This window comes from Pacificoceanicola niger (assembly GCF_048553275.1).
Classification (GTDB): Bacteria; Pseudomonadota; Alphaproteobacteria; order Rhodobacterales; family Rhodobacteraceae; genus Pacificoceanicola.
Genome location: NZ_JBLZMW010000022.1, coordinates 12,722 through 27,699 on the forward strand (window position 1 = coordinate 12,722; position 14,978 = coordinate 27,699).

The 14,978-nt window shown below is 61.4% G+C and carries 22 protein-coding genes; 20 read left to right on the forward strand and 2 right to left on the reverse strand.

Annotated elements, in window-relative coordinates:
• The first annotated feature begins 1 nt into the window (after position 1).
• From rplX to ACN2XU_RS21430, 12 genes are all read left to right on the forward strand, one after another.
• Positions 2-307 carry a 50S ribosomal protein L24 gene (gene rplX / locus ACN2XU_RS21375; protein WP_419412381.1) on the forward strand — a complete coding sequence of 102 codons (306 nt, stop codon included), beginning with the start codon at positions 2-4 and terminating at the stop codon, positions 305-307.
• Positions 307-885: a 50S ribosomal protein L5 gene (gene rplE, locus ACN2XU_RS21380; protein ID WP_419412382.1), complete on the forward strand. Its 579-nt coding sequence runs from the start codon at positions 307-309 to the stop codon at positions 883-885. Before rplX ends, rplE begins: the two co-directional genes overlap by 1 nt.
• 12 nt (positions 886-897) lie before the next feature.
• On the forward strand, positions 898-1,203 hold the full coding sequence (gene rpsN / locus ACN2XU_RS21385) for a 30S ribosomal protein S14 (RefSeq protein WP_419412383.1): 306 nt from the start codon (positions 898-900) through the stop codon (positions 1,201-1,203).
• A 13-nt stretch (positions 1,204-1,216) separates the two neighbouring features.
• A complete protein-coding gene (gene rpsH / locus ACN2XU_RS21390) occupies positions 1,217-1,609 on the forward strand; it encodes a 30S ribosomal protein S8 (RefSeq protein WP_419412384.1) in 393 nt (130 codons plus the stop codon).
• A gap of 10 nt (positions 1,610-1,619) precedes the next feature.
• Positions 1,620-2,153, forward strand: coding sequence for a 50S ribosomal protein L6 (gene rplF, locus ACN2XU_RS21395; protein WP_419412385.1), 534 nt, complete (start codon positions 1,620-1,622; stop codon positions 2,151-2,153).
• A 12-nt stretch (positions 2,154-2,165) separates the two neighbouring features.
• Positions 2,166-2,525 (forward strand): 50S ribosomal protein L18, encoded by a 360-nt coding sequence (gene rplR / locus ACN2XU_RS21400; RefSeq protein ID WP_419412386.1) that lies wholly within the window; start codon positions 2,166-2,168, stop codon positions 2,523-2,525.
• Positions 2,526-2,708: 183 nt separating this feature from the next.
• Complete coding sequence (rpsE, locus tag ACN2XU_RS21405) at positions 2,709-3,287, forward strand: 30S ribosomal protein S5 (protein ID WP_419412387.1); 579 nt, start codon at positions 2,709-2,711, stop codon at positions 3,285-3,287.
• 5 nt (positions 3,288-3,292) lie between these two features.
• Complete coding sequence (gene rpmD / locus ACN2XU_RS21410) at positions 3,293-3,481, forward strand: 50S ribosomal protein L30 (protein ID WP_419412388.1); 189 nt, start codon at positions 3,293-3,295, stop codon at positions 3,479-3,481.
• Between the two features lie 72 nt (positions 3,482-3,553).
• Entirely contained in the window at positions 3,554-3,841 is a 288-nt protein-coding gene (locus ACN2XU_RS21415) for a hypothetical protein (protein WP_419412389.1), read from the forward strand.
• On the forward strand, positions 3,838-4,125 hold the full coding sequence (locus ACN2XU_RS21420) for a hypothetical protein (RefSeq protein WP_419412390.1): 288 nt from the start codon (positions 3,838-3,840) through the stop codon (positions 4,123-4,125). The genes ACN2XU_RS21415 and ACN2XU_RS21420 overlap by 4 nt, the downstream gene beginning before the upstream one ends.
• Before the next feature lie 87 nt (positions 4,126-4,212).
• Positions 4,213-4,998, forward strand: a complete 786-nt coding sequence (locus tag ACN2XU_RS21425) for an MBL fold metallo-hydrolase (RefSeq protein ID WP_419412391.1) — start codon at positions 4,213-4,215, stop codon at positions 4,996-4,998.
• Positions 4,999-5,119: 121 nt separating this feature from the next.
• Positions 5,120-6,328 carry a cytochrome P450 gene (locus ACN2XU_RS21430; RefSeq protein WP_419412392.1) on the forward strand — a complete coding sequence of 403 codons (1,209 nt, stop codon included), beginning with the start codon at positions 5,120-5,122 and terminating at the stop codon, positions 6,326-6,328.
• Between the two features lie 89 nt (positions 6,329-6,417).
• Here the strand turns inward: ACN2XU_RS21430 and ACN2XU_RS21435 are convergent, their stop codons facing one another.
• Positions 6,418-7,728: a DEAD/DEAH box helicase gene (locus ACN2XU_RS21435; RefSeq protein ID WP_419412393.1), complete on the reverse strand. Its 1,311-nt coding sequence runs from the start codon at positions 7,726-7,728 to the stop codon at positions 6,418-6,420.
• Between the two features lie 329 nt (positions 7,729-8,057).
• Between ACN2XU_RS21435 and ACN2XU_RS21440 the strand changes: the two genes are divergently transcribed.
• From ACN2XU_RS21440 to ACN2XU_RS21460, 5 genes are all read left to right on the forward strand, one after another.
• Positions 8,058-8,639: a hypothetical protein gene (locus tag ACN2XU_RS21440; RefSeq protein WP_419412394.1), complete on the forward strand. Its 582-nt coding sequence runs from the start codon at positions 8,058-8,060 to the stop codon at positions 8,637-8,639.
• 211 nt (positions 8,640-8,850) lie between these two features.
• On the forward strand, positions 8,851-9,315 hold the full coding sequence (rplO, locus tag ACN2XU_RS21445) for a 50S ribosomal protein L15 (RefSeq protein WP_419412395.1): 465 nt from the start codon (positions 8,851-8,853) through the stop codon (positions 9,313-9,315).
• Between the two features lie 114 nt (positions 9,316-9,429).
• Entirely contained in the window at positions 9,430-10,791 is a 1,362-nt protein-coding gene (gene secY, locus ACN2XU_RS21450) for a preprotein translocase subunit SecY (RefSeq protein ID WP_419412396.1), read from the forward strand.
• Positions 10,788-11,366, forward strand: a complete 579-nt coding sequence (locus tag ACN2XU_RS21455; RefSeq protein ID WP_419412397.1) for an adenylate kinase — start codon at positions 10,788-10,790, stop codon at positions 11,364-11,366. Before secY ends, ACN2XU_RS21455 begins: the two co-directional genes overlap by 4 nt.
• Before the next feature lie 267 nt (positions 11,367-11,633).
• Entirely contained in the window at positions 11,634-12,365 is a 732-nt protein-coding gene (locus ACN2XU_RS21460; RefSeq protein WP_419412398.1) for a hypothetical protein, read from the forward strand.
• Here the strand turns inward: ACN2XU_RS21460 and ACN2XU_RS21465 are convergent.
• Positions 12,308-12,715, reverse strand: a complete 408-nt coding sequence (locus ACN2XU_RS21465) for a BLUF domain-containing protein (RefSeq protein ID WP_419412399.1) — start codon at positions 12,713-12,715, stop codon at positions 12,308-12,310. The genes ACN2XU_RS21460 and ACN2XU_RS21465 overlap by 58 nt on opposite strands.
• 294 nt (positions 12,716-13,009) lie before the next feature.
• Between ACN2XU_RS21465 and rpsM the strand changes: the two genes are divergently transcribed.
• The 3 genes from rpsM to ACN2XU_RS21480 all read left to right on the forward strand — a co-directional run bounded on the left by rpsM (position 13,010) and on the right by ACN2XU_RS21480 (position 14,922).
• Positions 13,010-13,378, forward strand: a complete 369-nt coding sequence (gene rpsM, locus ACN2XU_RS21470; protein WP_419412400.1) for a 30S ribosomal protein S13 — start codon at positions 13,010-13,012, stop codon at positions 13,376-13,378.
• A gap of 15 nt (positions 13,379-13,393) precedes the next feature.
• Complete coding sequence (gene rpsK, locus ACN2XU_RS21475; RefSeq protein WP_419412401.1) at positions 13,394-13,786, forward strand: 30S ribosomal protein S11; 393 nt, start codon at positions 13,394-13,396, stop codon at positions 13,784-13,786.
• 119 nt (positions 13,787-13,905) lie between these two features.
• On the forward strand, positions 13,906-14,922 hold the full coding sequence (locus tag ACN2XU_RS21480; RefSeq protein ID WP_419412402.1) for a DNA-directed RNA polymerase subunit alpha: 1,017 nt from the start codon (positions 13,906-13,908) through the stop codon (positions 14,920-14,922).
• Positions 14,923-14,978: the final 56 nt, after the last annotated feature.

Here is a 14,978-nt window from a genome sequence, read left to right on the forward strand (position 1 = left end):
TATGGCTGCAAAACTGAAAAAAGGTGACAAGGTCGTCGTTCTTGCCGGTAAGGACAAGGGCAAGTCCGGTGAAATCACCTCCGTTGATCCGAAGGCCGGCAAGGCCGTCGTCGACGGTGTGAACATCGCGATCCGCCACACGCGTCAGACACAGACCGCCCAGGGCGGCCGTCTGCCCAAGGCGCTTCCGATCGACCTGTCGAACCTCGCCATCGTCGATGCCAACGGCAAGGCAACCCGCGTCGGCTTCCGCATGGAAGACGGCAAGAAGGTCCGCTTCGCCAAGACCACAGGGGATGCAATCTGATGCTTGATGCTGCGACCTACACCCCCCGTTTGCGGGCTCAGTTTCAGGACACCATCAAGGCGGCCCTGAAAGAAGAGTTCGGCTACAAGAACGACATGCAGATCCCGCGTCTGGACAAGATCGTTCTGAACATCGGCTGTGGCGCCGAAGCCGTGCGCGACTCCAAGAAGGCCAAGTCGGCCATCGAAGACCTGACCAAGATCGCCGGCCAGCAGGCCGTCGGCACGAAGGCCAAGAACAGCCACGCGCCGTTCCGCCTGCGTGAAGGCATGATCATCGGTGCCAAGGTCACCCTGCGCGACGTCCGTATGTATGAATTCCTCGACCGTCTGGTCACCATCGCAATGCCGCGTATTCGCGACTTCCGTGGTGTGAAGCCGTCGTTCGATGGCCGTGGCAACTTTGCCATGGGCCTGAAGGAGCACATCGTCTTCCCGGAAATCGACTTTGATAAAGTTGATGAGGTCTGGGGTATGGACATCATCGTCACCACCACTGCGATCGACTTCGGTGAGCACACCGCGGACGCGCAGGCAAAGGCGCTGTTGAAGCATTTCAACATGCCGTTCAACGCGTAAGGAGCGACAGACATGGCCAAGAAATCCATGATCGAACGCGAGAAAAAGCGTCAGCGTCTGGTGGAGAAATATGCCGCCAAACGTGCCGCGCTGAAAGAAATCGCAACCGATGAATCGAAGTCGATGGAAGAGCGCTTCAAGGCGCGCCTCGACCTCGCAAAGCTGCCGCGCAACTCTGCGCCCAGCCGCCTGCACAACCGCTGCCAGCTCACTGGCCGCCCGCACGCCTACTACCGCAAGCTGAAGATCAGCCGTATCGCCCTGCGCGAACTCGGTTCGAACGGCAAGCTGCCGGGCGTCGTGAAGTCCAGCTGGTAAGGGAGGGTATAAGATGAACGATCCTATCGGCGATATGCTCACCCGTATCCGTAACTCCCAGATGCGCGGTAAGTCCGTGGTCTCCACACCGGCGTCCAAGCTGCGTGCGTGGGTCCTCGACGTGCTGGCGGACGAGGGTTACATCCGCGGTTACGAAAAAGGCACCGATGAGCGCGGCCACCCGACGCTCGAGATCAGCCTCAAGTACTTCGACGGCACCCCGGTGATCCGTGAAGTCAAGCGCGTCTCGAAGCCCGGCCGTCGCGTCTACATGGGCGTCAATGACATCCCGCAGGTCCGTCAGGGTCTGGGTGTGTCGATTGTCTCCACCCCCAAGGGTGTGATGTCGGATGCAAACGCACGCGCAGCCAATGTTGGCGGCGAAGTGCTTTGCACCGTATTCTAAGGAGGGCCTCATGTCTCGTATTGGGAAAAAGCCGGTCGAAATGCCTTCGGGTGTCTCCGCCTCGCTTTCGGGTCAGACTATCGAAGTCAAGGGCCCCAAGGGCAGCCAGTCCTTCACTGCAACCGACGACGTGACCATCACCATTGATGGCCAGGTGGTCAGCGTAACGCCGCGCGGCAAGTCCAAGCGTGCGCTTCAGCAGTGGGGCATGTCCCGCACCATCGTGGCCAATATGGTCCACGGTGTGTCCGACAGCTTCAAGAAAGAGCTTGAGATCGTTGGTGTGGGTTACCGCGCCGCAGTTCAGGGCCAGTCCCTGAAGCTCAACCTCGGCTACAGCCACGACGTGGATTTCGCCATTCCTCAGGGCATCACCATCACATGCCCGAAGCCGACCGAAATCGTGATCGAAGGTCACGACAAGCAGGTCGTCGGTGAGGTTGCCGCGAACATCCGCGATTGGCGCCGGCCCGAGCCCTACAAGGGGAAGGGTATTCGCTACAAGGGCGAGTACATCTTCCAGAAGGAAGGCAAGAAGAAGTAAGGACGCAAGACAATGGCAAACAGCAAACGTCAGCTGTTCCAGAAGCGCCGTATGCGCGTCCGGAGCAAGCTTCGCAAGGTCAACGCGGGTCGCGTTCGCCTTTCGGTTCACCGCTCGAACAAGAACATCAGCGTTCAGCTGATCGACGACGTTCAGGGCACGACTCTGGCTTCTGCATCCAGCCTCGAAAAGGATCTGGGTGTTGTGGGCAAGAACAACGTCGAAGCGGCCGCCAAGGTTGGCGCAGCGATCGCCGAGCGTGCGAAAGCCGCCGGCGTGACCGAAGCCTACTTCGACCGCGGGGGCTTCCTGTTCCACGGCAAGGTAAAGGCTCTGGCCGATGCCGCGCGTGAGGGTGGTCTGAAGATCTGACGGACTGCGGGTGCGGGGTACAACCCCGCCCTACGGACTGTCGCTCAGTAGGGCGGGGTTATTTACCCCGCCTTGCGTTTGAAGGCCGCGAGGCCTCGATGATCCGGGAGCGCCAAGGCTCACCTGGATTGGAGAAACCGGCGCCGCGCCAGCCGCGCCACCCAGTAATGAAGGAATGCCACAATGGCAGAACGTGATAACCGCCGGGGCAACCGTCGCGACCGCGACGAGGCACCGGAATTCGCAGATCGCCTGGTCGCGATCAACCGCGTCTCCAAGACCGTGAAAGGTGGTAAGCGCTTTGGCTTCGCCGCACTCGTGGTTGTCGGTGACCAGAAGGGCCGCGTCGGCTTTGGCAAAGGCAAGGCGAAGGAGGTCCCCGAGGCCATCCGCAAAGCCACCGAGCAAGCCAAACGTCAGATGATGCGCGTGCCGCTCAAAGAGGGCCGCACCCTGCACCACGACATCGAAGGCCGTCATGGCGCGGGCAAGGTGGTCATGCGGACCGCCCCGACCGGTACCGGGATCATCGCCGGTGGTCCGATGCGTGCCGTGTTCGAAATGCTCGGCGTTCAGGACGTGGTCGCCAAGTCGATCGGTTCGCAGAACCCCTACAACATGATCCGCGCCACGCTGAACGGTCTCTCGAAAGAGCAGAGCCCGCGCAACGTTGCACAGCGTCGCGGCAAGAAAGTGGCGGACATCCTGCCCAAGCGTGACGAAGCGCCCCAGGAATCCAGCCAAGTCGCTGAGGAGGCCTGAGATCCATGGCAAAAACCATCGTCGTCAAGCAGATCGGTTCGCCGATCCGTCGCCCCGCCAAGCAGCGTGAAACGCTGATTGGCCTGGGTCTGAACAAGATGCACAAGACCCGCGAGCTGGAAGACACGCCGTCCGTGCGTGGCATGGTCCGCTCGATCCCGCACCTCGTCGAGATCGTCGAAGAGCGCGGCTGAGACCAAGGGTCTTGCCCAAGTCATTGACGCCGTCCCATCTGGGGCGGCGTTTCTTTGTCTTGGAGAGCCGTTATGCTGCATTGTCAGTGGTATGCTTTGCCGGGCGATCATCGGCCCATAGTTGATTTCGTTTCGGTAGAGCTGGGGATAGAGGTTTGGGAATACGCGTCCGACCCCGGTAAAGCGTTGAAGCGGTTTGAATATGCTGACACCGTTATCCAGCAGTTCGACCGCCGCTTTGCCAATGGCCAGCGCTCTACTGCGGTCTACCTGAACCTCCGGATGTCGCCCATGCCTGCGCCGCGCTCTTGCCGCGCAGGTTCTGTGGAGCGCGGGAGCATGCTACAGGACTTGGATTGATCCAAGTCTATCTGGCGGACGCCCGCACAGCGCCACTCCCATCCCTGACCAACCACAACTCCGCAACGCGGGCGGCGGTTTGGCGTGAGCCGGGCGAACCGACTTGGGATTTCCAGGAAATCACGTGTATCTCCGCTCGGATCAACCGGTTTATTCGCAAGCAAGCGGTCGCCAAGATCGGTTCGATTTCCGTGCTGCCCGCTGCGGCTTTGCGCTGGGAGGCTGGTGATAAACTGTCCCGCAGCGATCCGGCTCAACACGCAGCGGCCTATCGGCGGCTTTAAGGACTTCACACCACTGTGAACGACCTGCCTTGCCGCCTTGCATCCCGGCGCTACCCTTCGTCGCAGCTATTATAGGGAGCGACATCCATGACACAGACCCGACGCCATTTTCTGGCCAGTGCCGCCGCCGTGACCGGTGTGATCACCATTCTGCCGTTCAAGGCCCAGGCCGCCGCGCATGGCGGTGACATGTTCGAGACCGATATGGGGCCGGTGACCGTGCATCCGGTGCATCACGCGTCGGTCGTGCTGGAGACCCCCAAGGGCGTGATCTACGTTGATCCGGTGGGCGAGGTTTCCGAGTATGAAGGCTTCCCGAGTGCCGATCTGGTCCTGGTGACGCATGAGCACGGCGACCACTACAACGAGGCGGTTCTGACCGCCGTGGCCGGTTCCGCGCCGATCATCACCAACCCGGCGGTTTACGACATGCTTCCCGAAGGCCTGAAAGGTCAGGCGATGAGCATGGCAAACGGCGACAGCCACGATTGGGAAGAGATGACCATTGATGCGATCCCGGCCTACAACATCACCGAGGGCCGAACCAACTTCCACCCGAAGGGGCGCGACAACGGCTATGTGCTGACCATGGGGGATTTCCGCATCTATATCTCCGGCGACACCGAGGACACGCCCGAAATGCGTGCGCTGGAGAACATTGATCTGGCTTTCGTGTCGATGAACCTGCCTTTCACCATGGAGGCCAGTGCCGCGGCGGATGCGGTCAAGGCCTTCGGCCCGACCTATGTCTACCCGTATCACTATCGCGGCCGCGATGGCGGCACGCAGGACCCCGAAGAGTTTGCCAACATGGTCGGCGAGGCGTCCAAGGTGCAGATGGGAGATTGGTACAAGCCCGGCGAGCTGGGCTGACCGCTTTCGTAGGGCGGGGCTGTGCCCCGCACCCGCTTCGGAAGGCGTCCGCATGTCGGGCGCCTTTTTCGTTGCCTTGTCCCTAAGGCTGGCACAGGGTGGGGGCGGGAGGATGGTTTGTATGCATATTGATCTGAGCAGGTTCGATCTGAACCGCATTGACCGGGATTTCATCGAGGATCCGCACCCGGTGTTGCATGCCCTGCGGCGCGAGCAGCCTGTGTTCCGCAATGCCGATGGCTCGGTCTACCTGACGCGCTATGAGGACGTACTCAAGGTCTACCGCTCGCGCGACATGCTGTCGGACAAGACCGAGGCCTTTGGTGAGAAATTCGGGAAGTGCCCGCTCCACACCCATCACACGACCTCTCTGATCTTCAACGATCCGCCTTATCACACGGTGGTGCGCAAGCTGATCGCCGGGGCCTTTACGCCGCGCAAGCTGGCGGAGTTCGAGCCGCTGATCGAGGGGATCGTGGCGCGGCTTCTGGACCGGGTGGAGGATCTGGGCGAGCTCGATCTGATCGAGGATTTCGCCAAGGTGCTGCCAACGGAGATCATCAGCTTCATGCTTGGTATTCCGGAAGAGTACCGCGCGCGGCTGCGGGGCTATTCGCTCGCCATTCTGGGGGCGCTCGACCCGGTGGTGCCGCCCGAGCGGCTCGCCGAGGGCAACAGGGCGGTCGAGGAATTCGGTGCGATCCTGACAGAGTTGATTGACCATCGGCGCAGGCACCGGGATGGCGGCCATCAGGGCGAGGTTCTGGAAAGTCTGATCTTTGGCGAGCATGATGGGCGGCGGCTGACGCAAGAGGAGCTGGTGCAGAACTGCATTTTCTTGCTCAACGCCGGGCATGAGACGACGACCAGCCTGGTGGGCAACGCGATGGGAACGCTGTTCGATGCGCCGGATCAGCATCGCCTGCTGCGTGCGCAGCCGGAATTGATCGGTTCGGCCGTGGAAGAATTCCTGCGCATCGAGAGCCCGCTACAGATTGGCAATCGTTTGGCCGGGGAGGATATCGCGCTCAGCACAGTGGTGATCCCGAAGGGCACGTACATCCACACTTCGATTGCTGCGGCGAACCGCGATCCAGAGGTGTTCCAGAATCCGGATGCGGTGGATATCACGCGCAAGCCGAACAAACAGATCGCCTTTATTACGGGGATTCATGTCTGTCTGGGGGCGTCCTTGGCGCGGGTCGAAGGGCGGATTGCGATTGGCGGGCTGGTCCGGCGCTTTCCGAAGATCCGCCAGACCGGCCCGCGCAGCCGGGTGCCGCTGGCGCGGTTCCGGGGCTTTGCGAGCCTGCCGGTGTCGGTGCGGTAGCGCCTCGGACCCGAGGTCGGCTGTGATCCCGGGCAGAGGGCGGCCCGTAAATGCAAAAGGCCGGAGCATTGCGCTCCGGCCTTTGTGGTTCATGCCGCGTGGGAGGATCGACCACCGCCGCCGCCGGAGCGACGATTGCGCTTGGGGCCGCTGGATTTGTTGCCGGGACGGCCCTGGCCCTGCGGTTTGCCACCGCCGCCACCGCCGCCGCCATTTCCGCGACCGCGTCCACGACCACCGCCGCCATTGGCTTTCTTCTTGGTCGGATAATCCTGCCAGGGATCGCCTGAGGCCACGTCGATGTCGCGCTTCATGACCTTCTGGATGGCGATGAGTTCCATCATCTCCTCGGGCGAGCAATAGGCAACGGCGGTGCCGTCGCGGCCCGCGCGGGCGGTCCGGCCGATGCGGTGGACATAATTGTCCGGCACGTTCGGCAGGTCGTAGTTGTAGACGTAACGCACGGCGGGAATGTCGATGCCGCGCGCGGCGACATCGGTGGCCACGAGCACTTTCAGCTCTCCATCGCGGAAGGCGGCCAGTGCGCGGTCACGCTGACCTTGCGATTTGTTGCCGTGGATGGAGCCGGCCTTGAAGCCCTGGGCTTCGAGGTTCTTCTTCAGACGCTCGGCGCCGTGCTTGGTGCGCGAGAAGATCAGCGCCGCGTCGTCGCGGTGACGATCGAGGTGCATGACCAGCATCTTGGGCTTGTGCGCCTGCTCGACGAAGTGGACCGACTGCTCGATTTTTTCGATCGGCTTGCCCGGAGGCGAGACTTCGATGCGCAACGGATCTTTCAGGTAAGCCTGTGCCAGCTCGTTCATTTGCTTCGGCATGGTGGCCGAGAAGAGCATGGTCTGACGATCCTTGCGCAGCAGCGGCGCGATGCGGCGCAGCGCGTGGATGAAGCCCATGTCGAGCATCTGGTCGGCCTCGTCTAGGACGAGGAAACCGGTCTTGTCGAGGAAGACGGCCTTGCGGTCGATCAGGTCGATCAGGCGGCCTGGGGTGGCAACCAGAAGGTCACACCCTTTGGACAGCTTGTTGGCCTGCGCGTTGAGGCTCTGGCCGCCAACCACGAGGTTGATGCGGACCTGTGTGCCATCGGCATAGGCGCGCAGGTTGTCGACGATCTGCTTGGCCAGCTCGCGCGTGGGCGCAAGGATCAGACCGCGCACGGTCTTGGGCGCCGGGCGCCCTTCGATGCGCGACAGCGCGGACATGAGCGGCAGACCGAAGGCTGCGGTCTTGCCGGTGCCGGTCTGGGCGAGGCCCATGACGTCACGGCCTTCCATCGCGGCGGGGATCGCCTGCTGCTGGATCGGGGTCGGGTCGGTGATTTTCAGCTCGGCCAGGTTGGCGAGGATGCGGGGCGGCAGCCCCAGAGATTCGAAATCCAAAAGAATGTCCTTATTCGGCAAGGCATGCGCCCTGCACGTCCATGCGTCTGCTCGCCGTCGGGCAGATCGTCACGTGGGTTACGCCAGAGGCTCGGGTCCATGAGCAGAATTGCCGCAAGCACCGCCAAGGCGATGGCCCCCCGCGTGAATTGGGTACCGGTTGAGAAAACTGCCTGCGGGCATAGGCCCAGCGGCCCCGCTCACGCGGCGGGTGCGGCAGTTGGCTGGTATATGGGGCAAAAGCGACGGGGAGTCAATGCGGCGGTGCGGCAAGGGTTGAGATGGCGTGCAGATTGCGACACCTTGGCCGGAAAAATAGGGAGATCGTCTTGGAACCGCCTACGATCGGGCCGGATGGATTGCCGGATGGTGCCGGTCGCATGATGCAGTGGAGCATGGCAACGGGACGGCGTTGGGAGATCGAGATCCTCGCGCCGCCGGACGCGATGGCAGGATTCCTGGAGAGTCATGTTGATCCGTCGCTCTGGATACAGGTGGTTTGTGGCATGAACTACGACCTCGACGTGTCCTTCGACTGTCTGCAGGTCATGTTGCGTCACCCGGCCTGTCAAAACGCGGTGGCAACGGCGTTGCTCCAGATCATGGAGGCGCAGAGGTTCTTCGGCTCGGATGGTGCGCGGATTGGGCGTTCAAACCCGAGCGCTTTCGGGGTTCTCGAAACAGTCTGTCGGCGGGATGCCATGGTGGGCTTCCCAGACAGCGGGGCGCGGGGTCCGGCGTGGGTGGACCGCGAGACTCTCAAGCGGGAGGTCCTCACGAAGTCGATGGAAGTCACCGCTCCGTTCCCGCCGCCGTTCAAACTGTTGTCCGCCGTGCCGACAGGGCCCGTCCCGCGCGCGCCCTATCTGGTGGACGAGGGCGGGATCGGGGTGTTGCGTTGGACTGATTGATCGGGGGCCCGTGTTCATTTCTTCCACGCGGCGCACATCGAGGCGGGCGGAACCGGACGTGCGGGACCCGTGGCACTGGAAAGAGACTTGAACGGCGGCGTCTGCGCGTCTATACGCCCCCGGTGGTCCTTCGGGACCCGATTCACATAACCAAGAAAAGCCGTGGTTGCCCCATTCGCTTCGGGGGGCACATCCGGCAAGGAGAAGCACGATGAAATTGCATGAACTGCGCGACAACGAAGGCGCAACCAAGCGTAAGAAACGCATTGGCCGTGGCCCTGGCTCCGGCATGGGTAAAATGGGTGGCCGTGGTATCAAAGGTCAGAAGTCGCGTTCGGGTGTGGCCATCAATGGCTACGAAGGCGGCCAGATGCCCCTCTACCAGCGTCTGCCCAAGCGTGGCTTCAACAAGCCGAACCGCAAATCCTATGCCGTGATCAACCTGAGCATCATCCAGAAGTTCATCGACGCCGGCAAGCTCGACGCGGCGAACATCACCGAAGAGGCGCTGATCGCGTCCGGCGCCGTGCGCCGCAAGCTCGACGGTATCCGTGTTCTGGCCAAAGGTGAGCTGACCACGAAGGCCACGATCACCGTGACCGGCGCGTCCAAGGCAGCCATCGAGGCGGTCGAAAAGGCCGGTGGCGCCCTCACCGTGGCGGCTGCTGCCGAATAATTGGTTGTGAGCGGCCATCGCGCCGCTTACATAGACCCCAGTTTTCCAAACTGAGCGCCGCCTGATGCTGGAAAACGCATCGAGGCGGCGTTTGCATTCAAAAGAGAGACCCGCATGGTATCCGCAGTAGAGCAGATGGCCGCCAACACCAGTTGGGCGGCGCTAGGCAAAGCCACCGACCTGCGCAACCGCATCCTCTTCACCCTTGGCCTGCTGATCGTTTATCGCCTTGGCACCTTCATCCCGGTTCCCGGGATCGACGGCGCGGCGCTGCGCGAATTCATGGAGCAGGCCGGGCAGGGGATCGGCGGCATGGTGTCGATGTTCACCGGCGGGGCGCTGGGGCGCATGGGCATCTTTGCCCTTGGCATCATGCCCTATATCTCTGCCTCGATCATCATTCAGCTTCTGACCAGCATGGTTCCGGCCCTGGAGCAGCTGAAGAAGGAAGGCGAGCAAGGGCGCAAGAAAATCAACCAGTACACGCGCTACGGCACCGTCGCGCTGGCGCTGTTTCAGGCCTATGGCCTGGCCGCGTCGCTGGAGGCGGGCGATCTTGCCCATGATCCGGGTTGGTACTTCCGCGCAAGCGTGATCATCACGCTGGTTGGCGGCACCATGTTCCTGATGTGGCTTGGCGAGCAGATCACCGCGCGCGGCCTCGGCAATGGTATCTCGCTGATCATCTTCGTCGGGATCATCGCCGAGGTTCCCGCCGCGATGGCGCAGTTCTTCGAGAGCGGCCGGTCCGGCGCCGTGAGCCCGGCCGTCATCGTCGGGGTCATCCTGATGGTTGTCGGGGTGATCGCCTTCGTGGTGTTCATGGAGCGCGCCCTGCGCAAGATCACGATACAGTACCCGCGCCGTCAGGTCGGGATGAAGATGACCGAAGCGCAGAACAGCAACCTGCCGGTCAAGGTCAATCCGGCGGGCGTGATTCCGGCGATCTTCGCCTCTTCGCTGCTGCTTCTGCCGGTCACGATCAGCACCTTCTCGGGCAATGACGCGGGACCGATCATGTCGACGATCCTCGCCTACTTCGGCCCCGGACAGCCGCTGTATCTGCTGTTCTTCGCTTCGATGATCGTGTTTTTTGCCTATTTCTACACGTTCAACGTGTCGTTCAAGCCGGACGAAGTGGCGGACAACCTGAAGAACCAGAATGGCTTTGTTCCCGGCATTCGCCCGGGCAAACGGACCGCGGAGTATCTCGAATACGTGGTCAACCGGATCTTGGTGCTTGGCTCGGCATATCTGGCGGCGGTCTGTCTGCTCCCGGAGATCCTGCGCGGTCAGCTGGCCATTCCGTTCTACTTCGGCGGCACCTCGGTGCTGATTGTCGTGAGCGTGACGATGGACACCATCCAGCAGGCGCAAAGCCACCTTCTCGCGCATCAATACGAAGGTCTTATTCAGAAATCGCAGCTTCGCGGTAAGGGTAAGGCCCGCAAGAACAAGGGGCCGGCACGGCGATGAACATCATTCTACTTGGACCGCCCGGAGCGGGCAAAGGAACCCAGGCGCAATTCCTCGTGGCGGAGCGCGGCATGGTTCAGCTTTCGACCGGGGACATGCTGCGCGAAGCCAAGAGCAGCGGAACCGAGATGGGCAAGCAGGTTGCCGAGGTGATGGATCGTGGTGAGCTTGTCACCGACGAGATCGTTATCGGCCTGATCCGCGAGAAGCTGGAGACGGTCGATGCGCCGGGGTTCATCTTCGACGGTTTTCCGCGAACGCTGAAACAGGCGGATGCGCTGGGTGATTTGCTGGCGGACATGGGCAAGACTCTCGACCGGGTGATCGAGCTGCGCGTCGAGGACGATGTCCTGGTATCCCGGATCGTTGGCCGCGCCGAAGAGGCTGCCGCTGCCGGCAAGCCGGTTCGCGCGGACGACAACGAGGAAAGCCTGCGCACCCGTCTGGCCGCGTATTACAAGATGACGTCGCCGCTGGTTGGCTATTACTATGCCAAGGGCATGTACAGCCGGGTCGATGGCATGGCGAGCATGGACGAGGTCAAGGCACAGATTGCGGCGCAGCTCGACAGCTGACCCTTTCGCGCGATGGAATACAAAAGGGCTGGCACAGCGATGTGCCAGCCCTTTTTCCGTTGGTATCTCGCATTGCGGCGAGCAGTCGGCGTCGCAACGGGACTTGGGTCGCCTGTGCCGCAGATGGACCGGCAAATCCGGAGCGGTCTGTTGGTCGTCTCGTAAATACCCGGACATCGCGGCGGTTGATGTGGCGTCAATCGGTTTTGTCTGCGGTTTTAGGTCGTTTGTTCAAATTTCGCTGGATTCATCGCTTTTGGGGGAAGCATGAAGAAGATTTCGATAGCCTTGGCCGCATTGCTCTTTTCCGCGGCATCGTCGCAGGCAACCATCCTGGATTATTCGCTTGATGGGAATTTTGTGCGATGGTGGAATGGGACCAGCTCCACGGGCGTTGGCGGTGCCTATACTGGGGCGTTTGGCGGCACATTTTCGTATGACACCGAAGCGGGTACGATCTCCGGCTACGATCTGAGCATGGATTTTCGCTATAATTCGGGAACCGTGGCCGCAATCGGATTTGACCCGGAGACTGGCACGAGCCCGAGTGGGACGATTTGGGGCAATGTCGCGACCTTCCGCTGGCATTATAACAGCGGGTCCGGCCTGATCCGGAACAGACTTCGGCTGTATCTCGACAGCAGCGTATCGTGGGGAGACCGCATCCTGACGTTTGCCCGCGTGTATGGTGATGTCGACACGGACACCGGTGGGAGAGGGCTTGTCGGCACGTCTCCGTATAACAACGACACCGGTCCGGCGACTGCGTCAATCGCCGCGGTGGCCAATGTGCCGGTTCCGGCGAGCCTGCCGCTTTTTGGTCGGGGCGCTGGGGCTGATCGGCGCGCTGTGCCGCAAGCGCCGCGTTTCCTGACGGTTGGTGATTCTCTCATAGGGCGACCCGGCGCTGCGCCGGTCGTATTGCCCTTGGCAGCTTTGAATCAGGCCGACCGCATGGTGTCGCTGGCAATCGACAGCAGCATGTCGAGGGCTTCCTGAAAATCAGGCGCTTCCGCGCTCAGCGTCTCGACCAGGTTCGCCGCCAGCGTATCCGTGCGCGTGGCGAACCCCATGGACCACTCGGGAAAGTAGCGCTGCGTCACCATGTCCCGCGCTATATGCCTGATGCTCTTGTGTCTTTCATCGTTGGCGATGCGTGAGAATACGTCGTGAACGGAGGCCTCTGTCCCTTCGAGAATCTGTACAAAGCGGGTCGGCGTGCGCAGCAGAAAGCCGGTTATCCCATTTTCGCTGTTGTGGTCCTGAGCGGTTTCGAGGATTTCCATGTCTGAGCGATGCCCACTTGGGTGCAGCGATGCGCTGACATAAAAGAGCTGAAATAGGGACATGATTGATTTCGCACGTTAAATCTTCGGGGCATTTGCATCTTTCTGCCCTGATCTGCGGTTGATTTGCAAGCCTGCCGTGACGTTGGGCCATGGATGTATCCCAAGGGCTTGACGGCGCCGGCGAATCCTCCTACGCACCCGCATCTCTTCAAAGAGATTCATCCTTGCCTTCCGGGTCGCGCCCGGTTTGCAGATCACCTGATCAGCTTGGGCCCGGTGGCAGACTGCCTCGGGCTTTCGGTTGTGAAAAAAGGGCCTGGTACGACGGGCTCGCAACGAAAAGGAATATGACCCTTGGCACGTATTGCCGGCGTTAACATCCCGACCCACAAGCGGGTGCCCATCGCACTCACCTATATCACCGGAATCGGTCACACTTCGGCAAAAGCCATCTGTGACGCCGTGAACATCGACGCATCGCGCCGTGTGAACGAGCTTTCCGACGCCGAAGTTCTCGCCATCCGTGAGCACATCGACGCCAACTTCACTGTCGAGGGCGACCTGCGCCGCGAAGTGCAGATGAACGTCAAGCGCCTGATGGACCTTGGCTGCTACCGCGGCCTGCGCCACCGTCGTAACCTTCCGGTTCGCGGTCAGCGTACCCACACCAACGCACGCACGCGCAAGGGCCCCGCAAAGGCCATTGCCGGCAAGAAGAAGTAAGGGAGGCCCTGATTCATGGCACGTGATACTCGCCGTACCGGCAAGAAAAAGGTCTCCAAGAACATCGCAGCTGGCGTTGCGCATGTGAACTCGACCTTCAACAACACCAAGATCCTGATCTCCGACGTTCAGGGCAACGCAATTGCATGGTCCTCCGCTGGCACCATGGGCTTCAAAGGGTCGCGTAAATCGACGCCCTATGCGGCTCAGCTCGCAGCGGAAGACGCAGGCAAGAAAGCACAAGAGCACGGCGTGAAGACGCTGGAAGTTGAAGTTCAGGGTCCGGGTTCGGGTCGTGAATCTGCTCTGCGTGCCCTGGCTGCTGCCGGGTTCAACATCACCTCGATCCGTGATGTGACCCCGATGGCGCACAACGGTTGCCGCCCGCCGAAGCGCCGCCGCGTCTGATACTTGTTACGAGTTTGCGGGGTCGGGCCTGACCGGGTCCGGCCTCGTCTATGTCTTTGATGAAACCTCGGGAGTCTGCGCCTTTAGGACATGGGGCGCGGGCAAGAATGGAGGGACGCATGATCCACAAAAACTGGGCCGAACTGATCAAGCCGACTGCGCTTGACATCAAGCCGGGCAATGACCCCGCGCGCAAGGCGACCGTGGTTGCCGAGCCGCTTGAGCGCGGCTTTGGCCTGACCATGGGCAACGCGCTGCGCCGTGTTCTGCTGTCCTCGCTTCAGGGCGCGGCCATCACATCCGTTCAGATCGACAACGTGCTGCACGAGTTTTCCTCGGTTGCGGGCGTTCGCGAAGATGTCACCGACATCGTTCTGAACCTCAAGGGCGTAAGCCTGCGTATGGAAGTCGAAGGGCCGAAGCGCCTGTCGATCTCCGCCAAGGGTCCGGGCGTTGTCACCGCGGGTGATATCTCCGAGAGCGCCGGCATCGAGATCCTGAACCGCGATCACGTGATCTGTCACGTGGACGAGGGCGCCGAAGTGTACATGGAACTGACGGTCAACACCGGTAAGGGCTATGTCTCTGCGGACAAGAACAAGCCGGAAGATGCGCCCATCGGTCTTATCCCGATCGATGCGATCTATTCGCCGGTCAAAAAGGTCGCCTACGATGTGCAGCCCACCCGTGAGGGCCAGGTTCTGGACTATGACAAGCTGACCATGAAGATCGAAACCGACGGCTCCGTGACCCCGGAAGATGCTATCGCCTTTGCGGCGCGCATCCTTCAGGATCAGCTGTCGATCTTCGTCAACTTCGACGAGCCGGAAAGCGCTTCGCGTCAGGACGACGACGACGGTCTAGAGTTCAACCCGCTCCTTCTCAAGAAGGTGGACGAGCTGGAACTCTCCGTGCGGTCTGCGAACTGCCTGAAGAACGACAACATCGTCTACATCGGCGATCTCATCCAGAAGACCGAAGCAGAAATGCTGCGCACCCCGAACTTCGGCCGCAAGTCCTTGAACGAGATCAAGGAAGTGCTGTCGGGCATGGGTCTGCACCTTGGCATGGACGTCGAGGACTGGCCGCCGGACAACATCGAAGACCTGGCCAAGAAGCTGGAAGACAACTTTTGATTACGGTGGGGCGGGGTAGATAACCCCGCCCTACAAACCGACATCGCGTAGGGCGG

Bases quoted from the DNA above. Each gene is read 5' to 3' on its own strand.
- rplX (WP_419412381.1), top strand. From the start codon at position 2: ATGGCTGCAAAACTGAAAAAAGGTGACAAGGTCGTCGTTCTTGCCGGT.
- rplE (WP_419412382.1), top strand. From the start codon at position 307: ATGCTTGATGCTGCGACCTACACCCCCCGTTTGCGGGCTCAGTTTCAG.
- rpsN (WP_419412383.1), top strand. From the start codon at position 898: ATGGCCAAGAAATCCATGATCGAACGCGAGAAAAAGCGTCAGCGTCTG.
- rpsH (WP_419412384.1), top strand. From the start codon at position 1,217: ATGAACGATCCTATCGGCGATATGCTCACCCGTATCCGTAACTCCCAG.
- rplF (WP_419412385.1), top strand. From the start codon at position 1,620: ATGTCTCGTATTGGGAAAAAGCCGGTCGAAATGCCTTCGGGTGTCTCC.
- rplR (WP_419412386.1), top strand. From the start codon at position 2,166: ATGGCAAACAGCAAACGTCAGCTGTTCCAGAAGCGCCGTATGCGCGTC.
- rpsE (WP_419412387.1), top strand. From the start codon at position 2,709: ATGGCAGAACGTGATAACCGCCGGGGCAACCGTCGCGACCGCGACGAG.
- rpmD (WP_419412388.1), top strand. From the start codon at position 3,293: ATGGCAAAAACCATCGTCGTCAAGCAGATCGGTTCGCCGATCCGTCGC.
- ACN2XU_RS21415 (WP_419412389.1), top strand. From the start codon at position 3,554: ATGCTGCATTGTCAGTGGTATGCTTTGCCGGGCGATCATCGGCCCATA.
- ACN2XU_RS21425 (WP_419412391.1), top strand. From the start codon at position 4,213: ATGACACAGACCCGACGCCATTTTCTGGCCAGTGCCGCCGCCGTGACC.
- ACN2XU_RS21430 (WP_419412392.1), top strand. From the start codon at position 5,120: ATGCATATTGATCTGAGCAGGTTCGATCTGAACCGCATTGACCGGGAT.
- rplO (WP_419412395.1), top strand. From the start codon at position 8,851: ATGAAATTGCATGAACTGCGCGACAACGAAGGCGCAACCAAGCGTAAG.
- secY (WP_419412396.1), top strand. From the start codon at position 9,430: ATGGTATCCGCAGTAGAGCAGATGGCCGCCAACACCAGTTGGGCGGCG.
- ACN2XU_RS21455 (WP_419412397.1), top strand. From the start codon at position 10,788: ATGAACATCATTCTACTTGGACCGCCCGGAGCGGGCAAAGGAACCCAG.
- ACN2XU_RS21460 (WP_419412398.1), top strand. From the start codon at position 11,634: ATGAAGAAGATTTCGATAGCCTTGGCCGCATTGCTCTTTTCCGCGGCA.
- ACN2XU_RS21465 (WP_419412399.1), bottom strand. From the start codon at position 12,715: ATGTCCCTATTTCAGCTCTTTTATGTCAGCGCATCGCTGCACCCAAGT.
- rpsK (WP_419412401.1), top strand. From the start codon at position 13,394: ATGGCACGTGATACTCGCCGTACCGGCAAGAAAAAGGTCTCCAAGAAC.
- ACN2XU_RS21480 (WP_419412402.1), top strand. From the start codon at position 13,906: ATGATCCACAAAAACTGGGCCGAACTGATCAAGCCGACTGCGCTTGAC.